Origin of the sequence: Malaciobacter mytili LMG 24559 (assembly GCF_003346775.1) — a bacterium.
GTDB classification, from domain to species: Bacteria; Campylobacterota; Campylobacteria; order Campylobacterales; family Arcobacteraceae; genus Malaciobacter; species Malaciobacter mytili.
On sequence record NZ_CP031219.1, the window covers coordinates 1,510,569 to 1,529,371 of the forward strand.

The 18,803-nt window shown below is 23.1% G+C and carries 20 protein-coding genes; 2 read left to right on the forward strand and 18 right to left on the reverse strand.

The genetic code is table 11. The annotated features are described in order from the left end of the window. Positions 1 to 70: 70 nt before the first annotated feature. The 8 genes from AMYT_RS07645 to AMYT_RS14950 form a co-directional block, all read right to left on the reverse strand. On the reverse strand, positions 71 to 547 hold the full coding sequence (locus tag AMYT_RS07645) for a phospholipase D-like domain-containing protein (RefSeq protein ID WP_162919483.1): 477 nt from the start codon (positions 545 to 547) through the stop codon (positions 71 to 73). A gap of 1 nt (position 548) precedes the next feature. After that, on the reverse strand, positions 549 to 2,705 hold the full coding sequence (locus AMYT_RS07650; protein WP_114841960.1) for an ATP-binding protein: 2,157 nt from the start codon (positions 2,703 to 2,705) through the stop codon (positions 549 to 551). Beyond that, positions 2,702 to 3,067 carry a YbgC/FadM family acyl-CoA thioesterase gene (locus tag AMYT_RS07655; protein ID WP_114841961.1) on the reverse strand — a complete coding sequence of 122 codons (366 nt, stop codon included), beginning with the start codon at positions 3,065 to 3,067 and terminating at the stop codon, positions 2,702 to 2,704. The genes AMYT_RS07650 and AMYT_RS07655 overlap by 4 nt, the downstream gene beginning before the upstream one ends. Before the next feature lie 32 nt (positions 3,068 to 3,099). After that, positions 3,100 to 3,351, reverse strand: coding sequence for a site-specific integrase (locus AMYT_RS07660; RefSeq protein ID WP_114841962.1), 252 nt, complete (start codon positions 3,349 to 3,351; stop codon positions 3,100 to 3,102). Between the two features lie 190 nt (positions 3,352 to 3,541). Then, complete coding sequence (locus AMYT_RS07665) at positions 3,542 to 4,516, reverse strand: hypothetical protein (protein ID WP_114841963.1); 975 nt, start codon at positions 4,514 to 4,516, stop codon at positions 3,542 to 3,544. 127 nt (positions 4,517 to 4,643) lie between these two features. Next, positions 4,644 to 5,693 (reverse strand): nucleoid-associated protein, encoded by a 1,050-nt coding sequence (locus tag AMYT_RS07670; protein WP_114841964.1) that lies wholly within the window; start codon positions 5,691 to 5,693, stop codon positions 4,644 to 4,646. 65 nt (positions 5,694 to 5,758) lie between these two features. Continuing rightward, positions 5,759 to 6,289, reverse strand: a complete 531-nt coding sequence (locus AMYT_RS07675; RefSeq protein ID WP_114841965.1) for a hypothetical protein — start codon at positions 6,287 to 6,289, stop codon at positions 5,759 to 5,761. Then, positions 6,290 to 6,445 carry a hypothetical protein gene (locus tag AMYT_RS14950; protein ID WP_162919484.1) on the reverse strand — a complete coding sequence of 52 codons (156 nt, stop codon included), beginning with the start codon at positions 6,443 to 6,445 and terminating at the stop codon, positions 6,290 to 6,292. Positions 6,446 to 6,882: 437 nt separating this feature from the next. Between AMYT_RS14950 and AMYT_RS07680 the strand changes: the two genes are divergently transcribed. Then, positions 6,883 to 7,272 carry a hypothetical protein gene (locus tag AMYT_RS07680; RefSeq protein ID WP_114841966.1) on the forward strand — a complete coding sequence of 130 codons (390 nt, stop codon included), beginning with the start codon at positions 6,883 to 6,885 and terminating at the stop codon, positions 7,270 to 7,272. 12 nt (positions 7,273 to 7,284) lie between these two features. On the opposite strand, the gene AMYT_RS07685 is transcribed toward AMYT_RS07680, so the two are convergent. The 4 genes from AMYT_RS07685 to AMYT_RS07700 form a co-directional block, all read right to left on the reverse strand. Continuing rightward, the gene (locus AMYT_RS07685) at positions 7,285 to 9,189 is read right to left on the reverse strand and encodes a sensor histidine kinase (protein ID WP_162919485.1); all 1,905 of its coding nucleotides are present in this window, start codon (positions 9,187 to 9,189) and stop codon (positions 7,285 to 7,287) included. A gap of 143 nt (positions 9,190 to 9,332) precedes the next feature. Further along, positions 9,333 to 10,340: a hypothetical protein gene (locus AMYT_RS07690; protein WP_114841968.1), complete on the reverse strand. Its 1,008-nt coding sequence runs from the start codon at positions 10,338 to 10,340 to the stop codon at positions 9,333 to 9,335. Between the two features lie 20 nt (positions 10,341 to 10,360). Beyond that, positions 10,361 to 11,380 carry an aldo/keto reductase gene (locus AMYT_RS07695; protein ID WP_114841969.1) on the reverse strand — a complete coding sequence of 340 codons (1,020 nt, stop codon included), beginning with the start codon at positions 11,378 to 11,380 and terminating at the stop codon, positions 10,361 to 10,363. 76 nt (positions 11,381 to 11,456) lie between these two features. Next, a complete protein-coding gene (locus AMYT_RS07700) occupies positions 11,457 to 12,428 on the reverse strand; it encodes an SLAC1 anion channel family protein (RefSeq protein WP_114841970.1) in 972 nt (323 codons plus the stop codon). 54 nt (positions 12,429 to 12,482) lie between these two features. Between AMYT_RS07700 and AMYT_RS07705 the strand changes: the two genes are divergently transcribed. After that, positions 12,483 to 12,686, forward strand: a complete 204-nt coding sequence (locus AMYT_RS07705) for a malate dehydrogenase (protein ID WP_162919486.1) — start codon at positions 12,483 to 12,485, stop codon at positions 12,684 to 12,686. An 81-nt stretch (positions 12,687 to 12,767) separates the two neighbouring features. Here AMYT_RS07705 and AMYT_RS07710 read toward each other — a convergent pair whose 3' ends face one another. The 6 genes from AMYT_RS07710 to AMYT_RS07740 all read right to left on the reverse strand — a co-directional run bounded on the left by AMYT_RS07710 (position 12,768) and on the right by AMYT_RS07740 (position 18,797). Continuing rightward, positions 12,768 to 13,724 carry a FecCD family ABC transporter permease gene (locus AMYT_RS07710; RefSeq protein ID WP_114841972.1) on the reverse strand — a complete coding sequence of 319 codons (957 nt, stop codon included), beginning with the start codon at positions 13,722 to 13,724 and terminating at the stop codon, positions 12,768 to 12,770. Beyond that, entirely contained in the window at positions 13,721 to 14,419 is a 699-nt protein-coding gene (locus AMYT_RS07715) for an ATP-binding cassette domain-containing protein (protein WP_114841973.1), read from the reverse strand. The genes AMYT_RS07710 and AMYT_RS07715 overlap by 4 nt, the downstream gene beginning before the upstream one ends. After that, the gene (locus AMYT_RS07720) at positions 14,403 to 15,224 is read right to left on the reverse strand and encodes an ABC transporter substrate-binding protein (RefSeq protein ID WP_114841974.1); all 822 of its coding nucleotides are present in this window, start codon (positions 15,222 to 15,224) and stop codon (positions 14,403 to 14,405) included. The genes AMYT_RS07715 and AMYT_RS07720 overlap by 17 nt, the downstream gene beginning before the upstream one ends. Further along, positions 15,224 to 17,038, reverse strand: a complete 1,815-nt coding sequence (locus tag AMYT_RS07725) for a TonB-dependent receptor plug domain-containing protein (protein ID WP_114841975.1) — start codon at positions 17,036 to 17,038, stop codon at positions 15,224 to 15,226. Before AMYT_RS07725 ends, AMYT_RS07720 begins: the two co-directional genes overlap by 1 nt. A 237-nt stretch (positions 17,039 to 17,275) precedes the next feature. Further along, positions 17,276 to 18,127 carry a phosphotransferase gene (locus tag AMYT_RS07735; protein ID WP_114841977.1) on the reverse strand — a complete coding sequence of 284 codons (852 nt, stop codon included), beginning with the start codon at positions 18,125 to 18,127 and terminating at the stop codon, positions 17,276 to 17,278. A gap of 7 nt (positions 18,128 to 18,134) precedes the next feature. Then, positions 18,135 to 18,797 carry a precorrin-2 C(20)-methyltransferase gene (locus tag AMYT_RS07740; RefSeq protein WP_114841978.1) on the reverse strand — a complete coding sequence of 221 codons (663 nt, stop codon included), beginning with the start codon at positions 18,795 to 18,797 and terminating at the stop codon, positions 18,135 to 18,137. Positions 18,798 to 18,803: the final 6 nt, after the last annotated feature.

Genomic DNA, 18,803 nt, shown 5'->3' on the forward strand with positions numbered 1-18,803 from the left:
TCTATCCTTTTAATATAATATTTTTAAATCATACACTCTTTGAACTTGTATTTGAGTAAAGATTTTTTTCTTAATTTTCTTTTTCTAATTCTTTAAATATTGAGTTTAATTTATCTAAAGTTTTATTTTCATCCGTAAAATACAAAATCTCATAATCTTTTGTAAAAGAGTCTTTTTTCCAATTTGCACTACCAAATAGTGCTGTTTTTTTATCAAAAATAGCCATTTTAATATGAAGTTTATTTGAAGTTAAAACTATATTAATACCCTCTCTCTTTAGGTACTTATACTGGGTTTTTTCTTCTTCATTTACTTTTTGTTTGTCTAAAATTACAGTAACTTTAACACCCTTTTTTGCTCTATCTTTTAAAGCTTTAGCAAGTTTTTTATAAGTAAAGTTATATACTGCTATATCAATACTTGAACTACTCTTTTCAATAAGTGTAATTAACTTATTTGTGGCTTCTTTTGACTCTTTAGGTAAAAAATAAAGCTGTGAGGAAAAAGATAAATTAAAAAATATAAAAAATAAAACTATAACTCTCAAACTAATCCTTTTTTATTGTTTTTGGTAGAGTAATTAGCATATTTACCCCCATATACTCTTTGTTATTATAAATAAAAGTTCTATTTTGTGCAAAAATAGTTCCACCTAGACTTTCTGTAATTAAGCTATAACTCATATAAAGACCTAAACCTGTACCTTGTGATTTGTTTTTAGTAGTAAAATATGGCTCGAAAATTTTATCTATAATATTATTTGAAATTCCTCCACCATTATCAGTTATATCTATAATTACTCTATCTTGTTCTTCTTTTATGGCAATTAATATTAATTTATCTTCTTTACAATTTTGATTTATTGCATCTTTTGAATTATTTAAAATATTAATTAAAACTTGAATAATTTCATTTTGACAACTAGAAATTTCAACATCTTCAAAGTTTTTTACCACATTTATTCTATGATTTTTTAAAGTTGCACCTAATAAATCTAAAGTATTTTCAATTGCAACTGAAATTTTAAAACTCTGTATATCCTTATCACCTTTTATATAGTTTTTAAAATCATCAATTGTATTTGAAAGATAAGTTGTACTTTTTAAAATAGCCTTTAAAGAATTATGCAGTAACTCATCATCTAATATATTTAATTCCCTTTGCAAAAGAAGCCCTGAAGAGGCTGTTGAAATAGCAGATAAAGGCTGTCTCCATTGGTGAGCAATATTTCCTATCATTTCTCCCATTGAAGCTAATTTACTTTGTTGAAAAAGAACTTTTTCTCTTTTTTTAGACTCTGATAAATCTACAAAAGATAAAACCTTTACAATCCCCTCTTCTAAAGTAATATCTTTAGTCATTGCTAAAACTTCTATTTCTGATTTATCCTCTTTTATAAATAAACTCTCTTCAGGTTTATTTTTAGTAAAAAAATCATGATGTGAAGCAGGAATAAACTCTTTTAATTTTTTACCTATTAATTCTTTTTTTGTTTTATATCCCAAAAGTTTAATAGCTTCTTTATTTACATCAACACAAAAACCATTTTTAGAGATAATCACCCCTTCTAAAATAGAATCTATAAATAATTGGATATTTTTATTTGATTTTTCAAGTCTCTTATTTACTTTTTTTAATCTAAAATTATAAATTATTGAAATAATAAAAATAATCAAAAAAGAAAGAACAATAATAAATAAAATTATCAAGGTTTGTTTATAATATTCATAAAAACTTAAAGGTTTATTTGCAATTTCAACTTTACTATCAAATTTATATTTAGAAATATCAATACCAAAATAGTTTAAAGCATCATAATCAAATACATATGAGTTTGTACCACTTAAGATTGTAAAAGGTTGTTTGCCCTCTAAAACTTCCAAAGCTAATTTAGCGGCTAAAGTTCCTTGTTTTTGACCATCTACCACATACCCACCAATTATTTTTCCACCTTTATTAAATACTTTTGCAGTGGAAATTATAGGGTTTTTATAAGCATTACTAATTCTTTGAATTGCCTCTTCCATAACGATTATATTATTAGAACTATCAACATATCTTGCTGTCATAATTAACATAGCCATAGAGTTATCATTTTTTGCACTTAGCTTTTTTGTAACGACATCAATATTTTTATCACTAATAAATTCATAAGGAATATCTAAAGTTTTAAATTCACTAATAACTAAATTTTTAAGAACTTCAAATGTAACAGAATCATCTCCTATTAAATAAAGTTTTTCTAAATTTGGATTAATTTTTTTTGCAACTTTATAGTTTATTAAAGGAGTCATTCTTTCATAAACACCTGTAATATCACTTTTTTTATAATCACTTAATACTTTTAAGTTATTTACACCTGAAAAAACAATTTTACTATCTGTAAAAATCTCATTTCTAAAATCTTTTAAAAAATTAATAGCATTATCATCTGTTGAGATAACTAAATCAATCTTTTTATTTGCATATTTATATTTTAATAGGGTTAAAAACTTATATTTATAAGTAATATCTGGATTATTTCTTTTAGTATCCATATATTCAATATAAATATCTATGTTTTTATTTAAACTTAAAGTATTAATTATTGCATCTACTTGTCTTTTTGTCCAAGAAAAAGAAGGATGATATGAATTTAATATCAATATATTTTTAGCAAACAAAACACTACTAAAAAACAAAAAAACTATTAAAATTTTTTTCATTCAAATACTTTAAATAACTCTTGTGGAATTTTTGAAGGTTTAAAATCTTTTAAAAAAGCTAATTTAAAATTTGCAGTAAATAATAAAGTATCTTCTTTATATATCTCTTGTAGCATCTCTATTGAAGCACTTTTCTTTTTGATTAAAGTAGTTTTTACTTCTAATAAATCAGCAAATTTTGCTGGCTTTATATATTTTGCTTCAACTTCTTTTACTACAAAAAACTCATTATCACTTATATGAGGAGATAACTCTTTTTGAAAAAACAACTCACTTCTTGCTCTTTCACAAAATTTTAAATAGTTGGCATAATAAACCACACCACCAACATCTGTATCCTCATAATAAACTCGTATTTTCACTTAATAAACCCCTTAAAATCGAAACTTATAATTTATTTATTAAAAAAAGGGACAAAAAAGGGAACGATTTTAGATAATTTATTAATTCTTTCTTCATCACTTTCTTTGATATATTTGGTATAAACTTTTAATGTTATAGAAACATCTTTATCACCTAACATTCTTGAAACCCAAAGTATATTTTGTCCGTCAGTTATCATACTACTTCCAAAAGTATGTCCTAAATTATATAGTTTTCTTTCTTTAACACCTATATTATTTAAAACTCTTAGCCATAATATCATGAGAATAAAAAGGTTTATGAGGACTTGATTTGTGTCTATATTTTTGGGGTCATTCCACTTCAAATTAAAAGAATTACCTAAAAAATTTCAAGAAAAAAGAAAAAAAATATATATGATTATTGGAAAAATACACGTTAGAAAATAATTTATTTCATGCTTTTGAATAATCAGTTATCATATAAATACTTTATTAAGATGAATATTTTAATATTAAGTAAATCATTAAAATTATAATTAATGACCATGAAAGTAATAGTGTGTGGAACATTCCACTTTCAACTTTTTTAATTATATCCTGAATATGAGATATTTTCATTTTTATTTCATTTTTATATAATGTTTTTAAATTTGTTTTATAAAATTTTTCCCAATAATTTATATTATTTTTAACGGACTCAACTAATTTTTTTTGAGTATTACTATACATTGTTAATAAGCAAGTAAATACAAAAAGACCTAAAAAAATCATAAATACTAGTGAACCAGGCGTATTATCTTTTATTTGAGCTGTACCAATTACAAAAGCTATAGGTAAAATAATTTGTTTTGTATGAATATCTCCAATCATAGAAGATAATTTTTCATTAATTTCTTGAATTCTTTTTTCGTAATCGTATTTTACTTTTTCTGTATTCAATTCTTCAATATATGCTCTTGTTATTATTTCATATTGTTGTATTAATCTTTCAAACTTCTTTATCACATCAATAAATGTAATTTCTTCTTCATTAAATGTATCTTCTATTGCTTTTTTCAAAAAAGTTGTTCTAATTTCTTTATCTAATTCATTTTTTGAATTAAATCTGTTATATGACATTTTAATAAGTGATAAAAGCTTTTTATCTAAATTATAAAGTATTTCAAAATCTAAAAAATTTTGTATTAATATTTTTTTCTTCTGTACTATTTCATAAGTTATTGTATGATTTATAGTATCTTTTTTATCAAGTGAAATTCTATTTAATAGAAGATCTAAATATTTGATAGTTTTATATGATTTTGTAAAATTATCTTTTTGTCCATCTAAAAATATTTTTAAATCTAGGAGAAATACTTCTTTCTTTTCTAATTCTAATTTATAATAACTTGGATATATTTTTATAAGCTCTTCATAATTAGCAAAAAAAATGATATTTTCATTTGAAAAAAAAATTTCAGGTATCAATACTTTATCATCACTAATCTCAATATCATTTATATTAAAATTAGAAAATAACGAAGTATCATTAATATTTGATATTTCTAATTTTAAACCTAAAATATCATCTATTAGCTTATAATTATAGCTTTTATTATTTAGAATCTTCTTGCATATCGATTTCAGCTTTAATTCCTTTTACTATATCTTTATCATTAATAGTAACTATATCTTTTTTATTATCAAAAGATATAATATCTCCAATAGATTTTTTTGAGAATTTAAGTAAAAAATCTTTTTGTTTATTCTCATACCTAATAATACCGTAATTACTCAATATTCTAGTATCCATTGTCTCTAGTTCTGGATTTACTTGAAAATTATTTTTTTCATCATAAATATATGAAATAAATTTTTCTGGATTTGATGGTTCAATAATATTTGCAATTGTTTCAGCTGTCATAAATTTTTCTTCTTTTTTTAGCTGCTTAACTTTTTGAATGAGTTCTTGAATTATTAATTGAATATCTTTATTTTGGATTTCATCTTCTTTAAGATAAGCACCAATTGCTTCTATCCATTTTTTTGTTTGTTCTCGTAAATCTCTTTTTGCATCTTTATCTGCACCCATAAATTTAATAAAATAATCAGGAATCTCTCTTATCCCTTTTAAAAATGTAATGTAATTGTCTTCTTTTTTTACGTATTTTGTAATATTTATTACACTTGCCATTGCCATTTTATCAATATTTAATGATAAAAATTGACTTAATTCAAGTGTTTTACTAATTGAATACTCTATTTTATTATTAAGTAAAGCAACAAATAAATATCTATAATTATTAGATGATTCATAGTCCATTACAATTAAATAACCTCCTGAAGACATTCTTTCTCCATCCATTTCTTCTTTTAAATCTTCTGTAATAACTTTACTAAATTTAAGAAAATCATATGTTGACTCTAATAATTTATTAATATTCTCTTGAAATCTAGGGGCTGATTCAGTTTTCTTAAAATTTGTATAAAACCTTGATTTACCATCAAAATAAGTCATTGCAAGTTTTTCAGAAAACCCTTCAACAGTTTGATTATTTATATCAAATAATTTATTTGAAAAATCAATAGTAGCTCTAGGAGAAGAATTTTGTTTACTTGCTTGTTCTTTATGAAGTATATGCACTACTACACTTTTAACTTTCATTAATATTCCTTTTCATTATTATATAAAATAATAACATTTTAAATATTTTTTATATATAAAATAGTTTAATTAAGCTCTTTAATATCTAGATACATCCAAGTAGTATCTTTTTCAGGTATAAAATCAAAACCAAAATCTTTATAAAATTTTACTAATTTTTCTTCTTTTTTTAATGGTTCTAAAATAATATATCTAATAGCAATATGATTAGACAATTCGTTTATTATAGATAGCATCTCTCTAAAGAGTTCTATTCCTAAAGTATAATTATCAGGTTCACAAGCAAATTTTCTATATTTATTATTTAAAATAAAATAATCTAGAACAGCTGATGGAATTTTTTTACCATTAACACTAATATTTCCAACACTTATAGCAAAGAAAGCTAAATTCTCTGATATTTCATTTGATTTATCTTTTACTCTATAAAGTTTAGTGTTTCTCTTTAATGCTTGTTTTACTGTTAATTCTAAAAGTATCTTTTCAATTTCTGCTCTTTTTGAATCTTTATCATAAAATTCTATTGGTTTGCCAAGAAGAAATTTTTCATTAGCTTTTAATGTAGCAAGAGAATAAGCAGATAATTCTAATTCCAATTATATAGCTTTAATTGAAACTTTTTTATCTTTTATTCCTTTAAGAAGAGGATTTTTAACTATTACTTTAGCTTCCATTCTTTTTAAAGTTTCTTTTTTAATAGTAGGAAGTGGAGATTCTATAATTTTACCTTTGGCACTTATTCTAAATGACATTGAAAACTCCTTTCTCTTAAATTTGTAATATTATATCATAAATATAAAATATATCAAAAATAATTTGATAAAAAGGAACATATAAGGGGACAATTCTTTTAATATTTTATATAAATTAATTAAATATATAAATTGTTATTTCTAAATATTTAATGATTTTACGGGAATATAAAGAAATAATTTGTATTCATAATAAACTCGTATTTTCACTCTTAAAATTCCTTGTTTTATTTAAATTTCTGCATATTAAGTTTTAATTATATCTAAGAGTTAAATACAAACTAATAAAATTCTTCTTATTAAAATAGATTTTGAATAACTTTAAAATTTATAAATATTAAATTAATAATAAGTTCACATTAGTAGTCTATTTTTATTAAAATTAAAATATGCTATAATTAACTTTTAAAATTATATATATTTCCAAGGTGCTTTTTGTGTCAATTTTTGCTTTGCAATCTTTAGCTGGTGGATTTCTAGATGAAGATTTACAACATTTTAATAAAAATTTTGATGACTGGTGTATTCAATTTGAGAGTTATGAAGATGCTAAAGATATAGTTCAAACTCTTGAAAATGAAGAATCAATAGATATTGTTGAAATAACGCCATTAAGTTACCCAAAATATTTTTTTAATTCTCTTAAAGGCACTATTTATGCAACACGACAAATTGAAGATAAAATAATTTGTGTTGTAGAACCAGTTATGGGTTCTAGTTTTAGAATTGCAATATGTAATCTTAAAACAAAAGATGTAAGACTAACAAAGACTCACTATAAAAATATTCCAAGTATTGAAGGTGCTTTTGCTAACTTTATGGAGTAGAGTTATTATTAGCTATTTAATAGGAATTTTAATAGTAAATACAACACCTATATTTTGAGCTTTTTCTTTGATATTCTCTACTTTTATATCTCCATTGAACTGCTTAATTATAATTTGTTGTGACATATAAAGCCCAATGCCTGTTCCATTATATTTATGCTTAGTTGTAAAATAAGGCTCAAAAATTCTACTTATAACACTATCCTCAATCCCACCTGCATTGTCTCTATACTCTATAATTGCAAAATCATCTTCTTTGTAGATACTAAAACTTATAACTTTTTCTTGTATATTTTTTATTTTAAAAGCATCTAAACTATTATTAAGTAAGTTCATAAAAACTTGTATCAGTTCATTTTCATAAGATTCAATTTTTATTTCTTCAATATCATTTATTATTTCAACTTCATTTGCTTTTAGTTTTGAATTAATAAGTTTTAAAGTCTTATAATAAGCATCTGATAAATCAAACTCTTTTTTAGTCTTTTTATTACTTAAAAAATCTCTAAAATCATCTATTGTTTGAGAAAGATGTTTTGCATTTGATAAGATTACTTCTATTGATTCATTTTGGCTTTCATCTGTTAAAAAGCCTAATTCTTTATTTAATTGCATTCCACTTGCACTAGTAGTAATAATTGATAAAGGCTGTCTCCATTGGTGAGCAATATTTTCAAGCATTTCTCCCATTGCTACCATTTTTGTTTGATGTGCTAATAAAATATCTTTTTGTTTATTTTTTTCCATCTCTTGATAAATTTTTCTTTTATATTTTAAAAAATATTTTTCTAAATATGTTGAAACATATAAAGAACTAATAAATAATATAATAGTAATCAAAAGCGAAATACTTATAAGTTTAAAAATATACTCTTTATTTTTTTTATCTAAATTTATCTCTTTTTCTTTAATTACTTCTTGTATTTTTTCATTATAAAATCCTGAAGCAATAGCCAATTGCCAATCTTTATATCCTCTAATATATGTAGTTTTTAAAGCTGGCATATTTGTTTCTGGCATAACAGTAGAAATATATTTTACAAAACCATCACCTTTTTTTGCCGTATTTATTATCTCTTTTGTTATATATATCCCATTTTTATCTTTTAGATTAATTCTATTTTTCCCCACATACTCTTTTTTACTATGAGAAAGATATACTCCATTATAATCAACTAAAAAAACAAAGCCATTTAATCCATATTTTAAATTTTGTAGTTCTAATATAACTTCTTTTTTTACTTTTTCTTTAAAATCCTCTAAATACTCCCCTGTTCCTATATATAAATTTAAAGGTTCAAAAAGCTTAATATATGAGATTTTTTTATAAAAATTTTTATTGTCTTCTGGTTTTTTCCAACTATATTCTATAAAACCTTCTTTTTGTTCTTTTACTAACTTTATTGATTCTCTTACTGTATAAAAACCATTTAAATCTTGGATATTATAAAAGTTTTTACCTTCTATTTTTTTATTTGGAGGGTATAAAACTGAATATCCATTTAAATCATTTATAAAATAATATCCTCTATTTTCATTGAAATTAACTTTTCTTAGGGAGTCTTTTATTAGTTTGATTATCTCTTCATTTGTATGAGTATTTTTATGCTCATTGTAAATATTTAAAGAGATATTATAAGCTTCATTTACTCTTCTTTTTATGTTATTTTTTAAAGTTAAAGTGATTTTTTTATTTTCCAAATCTATTTGTTCAAAAACCCTATCAACTTCACTTTTTACTAAAGCTTTTTGAGTTTTAATAAATACTTCTTTTAAATTTTGTGATTCTTTTTTAAACTCTTTTATATTATTAAAAACTATAAATAGTGTAAAAATTATCGAAACAATAATAGTTGCAAGTGGCATTGCATATTTTATTATTAATAACAGTCTTTTTTCTACTTTACTCTCTGACATCACCATTCCAAATGTTACAAAATGTAAAAAATTATATATAGTTTTTTTATTATTATTTAAATATATTTGATACTTTTAGTTACTTATTTAAGTTGAAAATTATAGTTTATGTATATTAATATAAGTTTAAATGTGATATTAATTTAGTTAAAATCTAATTGCTGAACTTCAAAAGTTGTTTCTTTTAAATTAAATATTATTTTTTTAATTTTTGAATCTTCTAAGGGAACATAACACTCTAAAAGTAAGCTTTCATCTTCTTTTGATAAAAAAGTTTCAATATTAAAAGCTCTATCATTAAATAAAGTCACTTGAAACTTATCTTTTATTAGTTCTTCTAAGCCTCTTCCCACCTCTAAATAAATCTTTTCATTATTTAGAAAATAGTTTTTTTCAAAGCTTTCATTATAAATTATTCTTCTTAGATTTTGATAATAGCTTAGCTCTTTACTTTTATCAAAAATCTTATTAAAATAATAATACTTATTGTTTTTTATTTTATATAAATAATCATAATTCCATATTGATTCATTATGTAAAATAAGCCCTCCAATTTTTTCACTAATTCCAAAATATCCCTTTTTTATTTGCTTTTTATAAGAGTTATTTTTATTTTTTGCGTAGATTTTAAAAACCACATCTTCATTTGATTTTACAAACTCTTTTATAAACTCATAGTTTTTACAAATCTGACCATTTTTAAGTTCATTTTCTTCATTTATATAAACTATTACTTCATATTTAATTTCATAATTCTTACCCACAATATCTGGAAGATAAAACCTAATAAAAAATTCATCTTCAATTTTATCTTTTAGCTTTTTATATAATTGTTTTGAATTTTTAATAAAAAGATTTTTATCTTCTCTTTTTTGAGCTATTTTTTTTACAACAATTTCCCAAGTATCATCTTTATGTATATATAGTGAAAAATATTCATTATCCTCAATATCAAGTAAAACAACTGTTTTACTTCCAGTTGGAATTAAAAAAAGAGGAAAGGGACTATATTTTAACTCAAAAGAATCAATTTTTAATCTTTTATCAAATACATTATTTAAAATCTTGCTTAATTTCATTCTTGTATAAATACAAAAATATGTATTAGCTATATATAATATAAAAGCAATAGTTATAAACAAAAATTCCATAAAATTTCACCTATTGTTTTTTATCCCATAGGATAAAGAATCTCTTTTTGAATTTTTTCTATTTTTTTAAATAATTCTTCATTAATTTTAAAATTAAAAGCTTTTAAAGAATCATCCAATTGCTCTACCTTTCTAGCACCAATTATTGTAGAAGCAACAAAATCAAAGTGTTTAGAATAAGCTACAGCTAATGTTACAGGAGAAATACCATACTCTTTTGCTAATTGCACATATTTTTTTGAAGCTTCAATTGTTTTTTCATTTACAAATCTTTTTGCCATAGCTTGAACTCTTACACTAGGATTTTGTGCATAGGCAGTAAATCTTGCTTCTTCTGGATATAAACCACTATTATATTTTCCTGATAAAACTCCTCCTGCTATGGGAGAATACGGCAATAAAGAGATATTTTCTTTTCTACAAACTGTACTTAATTCATCTAAAAATCTTGGGTTTAATAATGAAAAATTATTTTGAATAGATTGAAATCTAACTAAATTTTTATGCTTTGAAGTTTCATTTGCTTTTGTTAGACCATATGCACTATCATTTGAAGTACCAGTATATCTTACCTTACCTTCTTTAACTAACTCATCAAAAGCCTTTAAAGATTCTTCAATTGGTACAATTGTATCTGGCCAATGCATTTGGTAAAGATCAATATAATCTGTATCTAATCTTTTTAAACTACCCTCAACTGCTCTTTTTATATGAAAAGAATCAATTGCAGTAAGTCCATGTCTTGTAGGAGGCACAAACCAACCAGAAGCTGCACCTGCAATTTTTGTTGCTAAAATTACAGAGTCTCTAGGTTTTGTTTTTAACCACTCTCCTACAATTTTTTCAGTTGTACCTTCATAAGAAGATTTTGGAGGTACAGGATAAAGCTCAGCAGTATCTAAAAAATTAATCCCATTTTCATAAGCTTTATTCATTATTTTAAAAGCTTCTTCTTTTGAAGTTGAGCTTCCAAATGTCATAGTTCCTAAACAAATAGGAGTAACTCTTAATCCACTATTACCTATATATTTATATTCCATAATATTTATTCACCTTTTATATAAGTTTAAAGGAGTATATCAAAAGGTTACATAAATCTTGATAATATAAATTATTTTATTCCATAATACAAATTTCTTTTTTAAACATATGCACAATAGTATTATAAGCTACTATAAATACTACAATTGTAAGAACAAAAGTAAAAAAGAATGAAAAGAATTCATAAATATTTTTATTTGTTAATTCATACATTAATATCGAAGCTAAAGCAATAGTAGCAAGGGGAAAAGTAAAAGCCCACCAAGAAATAAAAAACTTGATTTTTACAAAGTTTTTATACATAAAAAATAGTAAAAATGTAAAAAACAATCCTAAATTAAATAAAATCATTGCAAAAAAATCTAAACTATGAGTAAGTTTATAATATGCCAATAATCCAACTGAAGGAGGAGCTATTAGGATAAATAGTGTTGGCATAAATTTAGGTGCAAATTGAGAATGAAAAATTATTCTATTTAAAATAATTGCTAACATAATAATCCAAAAGAAAATACCAATAGAAAAGAAAAACATTAAATACATACTATCTAAATGTGTAGTCCCAACCACAGGAACAATAAGATTTCCAACAATAGGTATAAACCAAGCTGGGTTTGAATGTTGCATTTCTAAATTATTATTTATCCAAAACTTTAAAGTATTAAAAGTAAAAAACAGATGTAAAAAAGCACCAATAAAAAATAATACTTCAGAGATTATAAAAATATCTTTATAAATTAAAGAAACCAATAAAAAAGAAATAGAAATTGCAGCAAAAAAGTTTATTCTAACTGGATGATTAAACTCTTTTTTAACTTCTATTGTATATGTTAAAAACTTAAATAGATAAGTTAAAAGTACAGCTACAAAGATAAAAGTAGTAATTGTTTTTAAAATAAGATATAAATATTCATTTATACCTAAAATCTCACTTGCTCTTTTATAAACCAATGTAAGCCCAGATAATCCCATAATAACAGCAAACATCATAACAGGGAAGAACTGTAATCTATTTGATGGAATAGATTTTATTTTCTCTTCACTCATTTGTCAAATCCTCTTTAAGATAAGTTTATTTATAATTAGCAAAAAAGGATTTTAATGGCCAAAGGCATTGTTGATTTAACTAAGCAAAATTTATCCTTTGAAGATAGAGGACAAATAATAAAACTTTTAAATATCAAACCTTCTACTATGAACATTGAAGTTGCTATTTGGGAAAAGGAAACTTTTATAAAAAATAGCACTATTGCATTTGCTCATATACCAAAGAAATTAAAGGCTAAAATAAACCCTTTATGCTAATTTCAAATATAATTATAACTTATTTTATTTAAGATTTGTTTTATCTATTATAAGCAAAACTTATAATAGATAATTTGATACTTATTTATCTTTTCTTTTTATTAATAAATATACAAAAAATGGAGCTCCAATAAAAGCAGTTACAACTCCAATTGGAAGGGCTGAATCCGTATTTAAATTTCTTGCTATTAAATCACATAAAACTAAAAAAATACCTCCATAAAAAAATACAGGAAAAAATAGTTTATCAGCACTTTTTTTATAAATAATTTTAATAATATGAGGAACCACTAACCCAATAAAACCAATAGGTCCAACTATACTTATACTTATCCCTACACATAAAGAAATAATTACCAAAAGTAAAAGGTTTGTTTTTTGTACATTTAAACCTTTTAAAAAAGCAGTATCATTTGAAACTAAAAGAAGTTTTATAGCTGTTTTATTTTTATTTAAAGTATAATATAAAAGTAAAGAAGCAATAAAAACCACAAAACAATCAATAAATCCAACCGTATCTAAGCTTCCTAAAGTAAACCTTACAATTGAGTAATTCTCTTGCAAATTACTAATATAAAAAGCTAACATTAAAGCTGAAGAGTAAAAATAAGATAAAGAAATACCAATTAATAAAATAGTATTTGTAGAAACAGATATTTGATTTTTATTTATCTGCCTTGATATAAAATATAAGACAAAAATAGTAACAAATGAGCCTAAAACTCCAGAAATAGAAAGTAGTACAGTAGGAAAAAAGATAATAGAAATTGCAGTAAATAAAGTAGTCCCACTAGCAATTCCTAATGTATAAGGAGTAATTAACTGATTTTTAAAAATAATTTGAAAAATCAGTCCACTTAAAGATAAAATTGCTCCTACAAAAAAAGCTAAAAGAGTTCTAGGCACTCTTAAATCCCAAAAGACTTTATAATCAATGCTATTTGAATTTAATATATTTGAAATATTTAAATTTATCTCTCCTAAAAAAGGAGTTATTAGTAGTAAAATTATTGAAGCAATATAAATACTTATTTTCATAAATTTACCACCAAATGATTATTAACTTTTAAAATTGAGTTATTATAAAATTTTTTTAAAACTTCATTTGAAAAAAACTCTTCATGAAAACCAAAAAATTCTATTTTTCCCTCTTTTAAAAATAAAACCTTAAATTTTAAAGCATATGCTAAATCAAGATTATGAGTTATTACAATTTTTTGTTTTAATAAGTCTGAATTTAATATTTCAAAAACCTCTTTTAATCTACTTATATCTAAATTTGCAGTTAATTCATCAAAAATTGTAATATTTGCATTGTGTAAAATACTAGAAGCTAAAAGCAAAAGTTGTTTTTCTCCTGAACTTAAATCCATACAAGACCTATTTTGTAGTTTTTTTAAATTTAAAAGCTTTATTAATTCTTCAATTTTCTTATTATTTACACTTTGAATACAAGAGAGTTCTAAAAACTCTTTTAAAGTGATATACTCATCAAAAATAGAAAACTTAGGAGGTATATAATTTATATATTTAGCTCTTTTTAATTCACTTAAATTATTTAAATCTTCATTAAAAAGTTTTACTTTTGAACTACTAATTAAACCACATAATACTTTAGCCAAAGTACTTTTTCCTGCTCCATTTTCTCCTAAAATTACTAGATTTTCATCACTTTTCAAAGAAAATGAAACCTCTTTTAATATAAAGTTATTAAAATTATTTATTTCTAACATCTTCTAAAATCTTTTTGAAATCATCTATAAAGTATATAACTCTATGGCTTGGTATACCAGCATACTCTTTATCAATAGCATAGATATTATTTTTAATTGCTGCATTTATAGGAAGGTTTTTCCATTGTTTTTTTATCTCTTCTAAGCCTTCTTTATCTTCTTGAAAAAAAGCAGCCAAAAGAATAATAATATCTGGATTCATAGCTATTATTTTTTCTATATTTACAACTGGCTGTGCACTATTTTTTGATATATAAGCATTTTGATTATTTGAAGCTTTTATAATATCATTAAAATATAGGTTATTCCCCACAATAAAGATATTTTTGCTTAGATTTTTACTTGGATGTATTATGATGACTATTTTTTTATCTGAAACAATATTTTCTAAGTTTTTCAAACTTTGATTTATTTTCATAACTAATGAAGAAGCCAATTTTTCTTTATTAAACTCTTTTCCTAAAGTTAAAATAGTATTTTTTATTGAATCTAAGGTATCTGTTTTAAAAACTAAAGTTTTTATATTTAAAGCTTTTAAATTCTCTAAAAGTTTTTGATCATAATTTTGAGCTATTACTAAAGTTGGTTTAACTTCTAATATTTTTTCTAAAGAGATATTTGCATATCCTCCAACTTTTTTAATTTCTTTTGATTGACTAGGATAATTGCAATAAGTAGTATTTGCTACAATATTTTTACCCTCACCCAAAGCAAATACTATTTCATTAATAGATGGGGAAAGAGTTACAATTCTCTCTGCCCATATAAAACTAATAAAACTTACTAAGATTAGTAATATTTTCATTAAAAATCAACCTTTAAACCTGCATATATACTTCTTCCAGCTGTTGCATATCCATCAATAGTTTGATAAAATTTATCTGTTAAATTTTCAAGTTTTAAATAAATTTTTGTTTTTTTATCCAATTCATAATTTATAACTGAGTTAAATAAAGTATATCTTCCTGTTTGCTCACCTGAATTATTTACTTTATCATACCTAGTTCCTACATAAGAACCATTTAGATTTAAATGTAATTTTGTAAAACCATAATAATCTAAAGAGAATCCTAGCTGTCTTTTTGGTCTTCTTGCTAAAGGTTCTTTATTTTCATTTTTAGCACTTAAATGTGTATAATTTAAAGAAAGCAAAGTATCTTGAAAAATTTCATTTGTATATTTTGCTTCTATACCTTTAAATCTTGATACCCCTGAAGTATTCACATATTGATTAGATTCCCAAGAAATTAAATCTTCAACCTTATTATTAAAATAAGTTAAACTAAGATTTTTATAGTTTAAAGTTACATCATATCCCTTTGACTTTTCAGGTTTTAAATTAGGATTTGAAATTCCCCAAGGATTTAATATCTTAATAATATTAGGAGCATTATAAGCTGTTCCATAATTAGAGCTTAAAGAAAGTTTTTCCATAAAATCATATCTAAATCCTACTTTCCCTGTAACTTCATCATCAAAGTTAGAATAACTATCTCTTCTTAATGTTTGATTTAAAAGTAACTTATCAAAGCTATTTGTATTTGAAAAAAATATTGCTTTATTAGTGTTTTTATCTTGATTTGAACTTCCACTTACTTGAGAATAATCTACTTTATACTCTTCTTTTGAAAGACCAGCAATTATAAAATCTTTTTTATTATAAAAAATAGTATCAGTAAGCTCTAATATTTTAGTTTTTCCAGTATATCCATTAACCCCAAAAGTTGCATCTAAATTTGATTTTTTAAATTTTGACAGGTCATATTTAACTTTAATATCATGATTTTTATATTTTTTTGTATAAAAAACTGAATATAAATTTGTTCTACTTTTTGCTCTTTGTATTGCATTTGGAGCATTAAAATCATCATACTCCACATTTGAATTTATATAATTATAAATAAATCCTACTCTATCATCTGAAGTTAAATAGTAGTTTGTTTTTAAATTTACAGTTGTATTTTGATAACCATCTCTTTCAAAATCTTTTTCACTTTTTTTTTCTTCTATTTGAGATGAAAAACCTTTAGTTAAAAATCTATTTGCACTGATTTTAAAATCATATTTTTCTTCTTTATTAGATAAAGTCATACCATATTTTTTAGTTAAATAACTTCCTGCTTCAGCATTAATTGAAGCATTTAAACCTTCTTTAGCATTTTTTGTAATAATATTTATAACCCCTGCACTTGCATCAGAACCATATATTCCACTATATGCTCCTTTAATAACCTCTATTCTTTCAATATCTGAAGCCATTAAATTTTCAAAAGATGCTCCACTTGTATTTGAGGGGTCTTGGTATCTTATACCATCTACTAAAACAAGGATTCTATTACTAGACATTCCTCTTAAAAAAATACTTGTTGTATTTCCAACTGAACCATTTGAAGTAAATGAGATACCAGAAACTGAAGTCAAAGCTTCACTTACTGTTGTAAAATTTCTCTCTTCTATCTCTTCTTTAGTAATTACTTCTACATTTGAAGTTACATTATTTATTGTTTGTTCTGTTTTTGAAGCACCTGTGATAGTTATTGGAGAAATTTGATAATTTGCATAGGTTGTTGTAGCTAAAAAAAAGCTTGCTACTAAGCTTAAAGGTAATTTTTGTTTCATTGTCTGTTTTTTCCTAGATTCTTTGTTAAATGTGATTTTATGGGTTTTAACTCATTTTTTAGTAATATTATATATACCTTTACAGTTATGTTTTTATCTAAATTAGTAATTAAACTATTTAAATTTCTAAGCTTTATTAGTATTGTAGATAAAAGTATCCCAAATAAAGTAAAATATTTCTTTATCTTTTTCAAGTTTCCCTCTGTTTAAAAATTGTGAAATTATATTGTTTAAAAATTAAGTACAATTTAATGAAAAAATTTTATCAAATTTTAAAAGAAACTCTTTATAACAAACCTCTTTATACTTTTTTTCTTTTATAAAAATATATCTTTTTAGTGCATAATATAAGCATACATATAAAAGATAATTTTTTAACTCTTTTAAAGTTATTTTTTCACAATAAGTTTTTAAAAAAGCTTTTGCTTTTTCTATATTAAAGTTACTATCTTTATCAAAACACCAAGAGATTAAAATAATTGCAAGATCTATATTTTTATCTCCTAAACAACTATTAGAAAAATCATAAACTCCACTTAATTTATTTTCTAAAAACTTTACATTATCTGGAAATAAATCTGCATGAATTAAACAATTATTTTTAAGTTTTAACTCTTCAATTAATTTAAATCGTTTCGTAAACTCCTCTACTCTTTCATTTTGTTTAAATGAAGTAATAAGTAAAGATAAATCAAAAGTTTTTTTTGTTGTAAACTCTAGCTTTTTTAAATGTAGTTGCTTTAAAAATAAAGCAATTTCTTTTAAACTATTAAAAGTAATGTTTTCTAAAGAAAAACCTTTTATAAAGCTAAAAATCACCATAGGTTTTTTATAGTTTTTATAAAGGTATAAAGGTTTTGAAATTGGTAAGTCTTTAATACTTTTTAATAAATTTATCTCTTCTTCAACCTCTATAAAAGTTGAATTTTCATAAATTTTTAAAATATATTTTTTATTAGTATTATCTGTAAGAATATAAACTGTATCAGAAATACCACTTACAGTTTCTTCTAAATTTATAAATAAAAAATCATGGGTGTTTTTTAATAAATTTAATTCCTTTAATGTAAGTTTAGTTTTTACACCCATTTTTTCTCTATTGGAGAAAATCAATAAATAAAGTCATATATTTATCAACTTTTTGTTTTTTATAATCTAAAATTTGTTCTTCTTTATAATTTAAATTCTCAAAAGTATAAATCAAATTTTTATTTTTGATATTTTCTGTACTCATACCTATTTTTGGTCTCATATATACAGTGGTAAAAGGTACTTTCTTCTTATGTAATGGTCTAATTAAAAAACTACTATCTCCAACACAAAGAGGTTTTTTAACCTTTGCAGAAGCATGGGAAAAAGAAGTAACTCCTGGGATTACTTCACACTGTTTATAAATAGTAATGTTTTGCTCTTTTATTAAATCTAAAAGATAATAAACCGTACTATAAACTGCACTATCTCCTAAAGTTACAAAAGATAGAGTTTTATACTCATTAAATGAGTTATAAATAATATCAACTTGTCTTTGCCAATCTTCCTTTTGAAATTTCATTGGAGAATACATAGGAATAATAGGTTTATCAAAACCAAATTCATCCATTAATTTTTTTACTATTTTATAAGTCATTGACCTTACAAAGCTATTATCAGCACTTTTTGTAGGGATACAAATAGCATCACTTTGTTTTAATGCTTTTAAAGCTTTTACTGTTATTAATTCATAATCCCCTGGACCTAAAGAAACCATATATAATTTCATATTTTA

What these genes read in the sequence shown, in the direction of transcription:
- AMYT_RS07715 (WP_114841973.1), bottom strand. Translation starts at nt 14,419, where the DNA reads ATGTTAGAAATAAATAATTTTAATAACTTTATATTAAAAGAGGTTTCA.
- AMYT_RS07735 (WP_114841977.1), bottom strand. Translation starts at nt 18,127, where the DNA reads ATGGGTGTAAAAACTAAACTTACATTAAAGGAATTAAATTTATTAAAA.
- AMYT_RS07740 (WP_114841978.1), bottom strand. Translation starts at nt 18,797, where the DNA reads ATGAAATTATATATGGTTTCTTTAGGTCCAGGGGATTATGAATTAATA.
- AMYT_RS07720 (WP_114841974.1), bottom strand. Translation starts at nt 15,224, where the DNA reads ATGAAAATATTACTAATCTTAGTAAGTTTTATTAGTTTTATATGGGCA.
- AMYT_RS07685 (WP_162919485.1), bottom strand. Translation starts at nt 9,189, where the DNA reads ATGTCAGAGAGTAAAGTAGAAAAAAGACTGTTATTAATAATAAAATAT.
- AMYT_RS07650 (WP_114841960.1), bottom strand. Translation starts at nt 2,705, where the DNA reads ATGAAAAAAATTTTAATAGTTTTTTTGTTTTTTAGTAGTGTTTTGTTT.
- AMYT_RS07700 (WP_114841970.1), bottom strand. Translation starts at nt 12,428, where the DNA reads ATGAGTGAAGAGAAAATAAAATCTATTCCATCAAATAGATTACAGTTC.
- AMYT_RS07690 (WP_114841968.1), bottom strand. Translation starts at nt 10,340, where the DNA reads ATGGAATTTTTGTTTATAACTATTGCTTTTATATTATATATAGCTAAT.
- AMYT_RS07705 (WP_162919486.1), top strand. Translation starts at nt 12,483, where the DNA reads ATGGCCAAAGGCATTGTTGATTTAACTAAGCAAAATTTATCCTTTGAA.
- AMYT_RS14950 (WP_162919484.1), bottom strand. Translation starts at nt 6,445, where the DNA reads ATGTCATTTAGAATAAGTGCCAAAGGTAAAATTATAGAATCTCCACTT.
- AMYT_RS07710 (WP_114841972.1), bottom strand. Translation starts at nt 13,724, where the DNA reads ATGAAAATAAGTATTTATATTGCTTCAATAATTTTACTACTAATAACT.
- AMYT_RS07660 (WP_114841962.1), bottom strand. Translation starts at nt 3,351, where the DNA reads ATGATATTATGGCTAAGAGTTTTAAATAATATAGGTGTTAAAGAAAGA.
- AMYT_RS07695 (WP_114841969.1), bottom strand. Translation starts at nt 11,380, where the DNA reads ATGGAATATAAATATATAGGTAATAGTGGATTAAGAGTTACTCCTATT.
- AMYT_RS07670 (WP_114841964.1), bottom strand. Translation starts at nt 5,693, where the DNA reads ATGAAAGTTAAAAGTGTAGTAGTGCATATACTTCATAAAGAACAAGCA.
- AMYT_RS07725 (WP_114841975.1), bottom strand. Translation starts at nt 17,038, where the DNA reads ATGAAACAAAAATTACCTTTAAGCTTAGTAGCAAGCTTTTTTTTAGCT.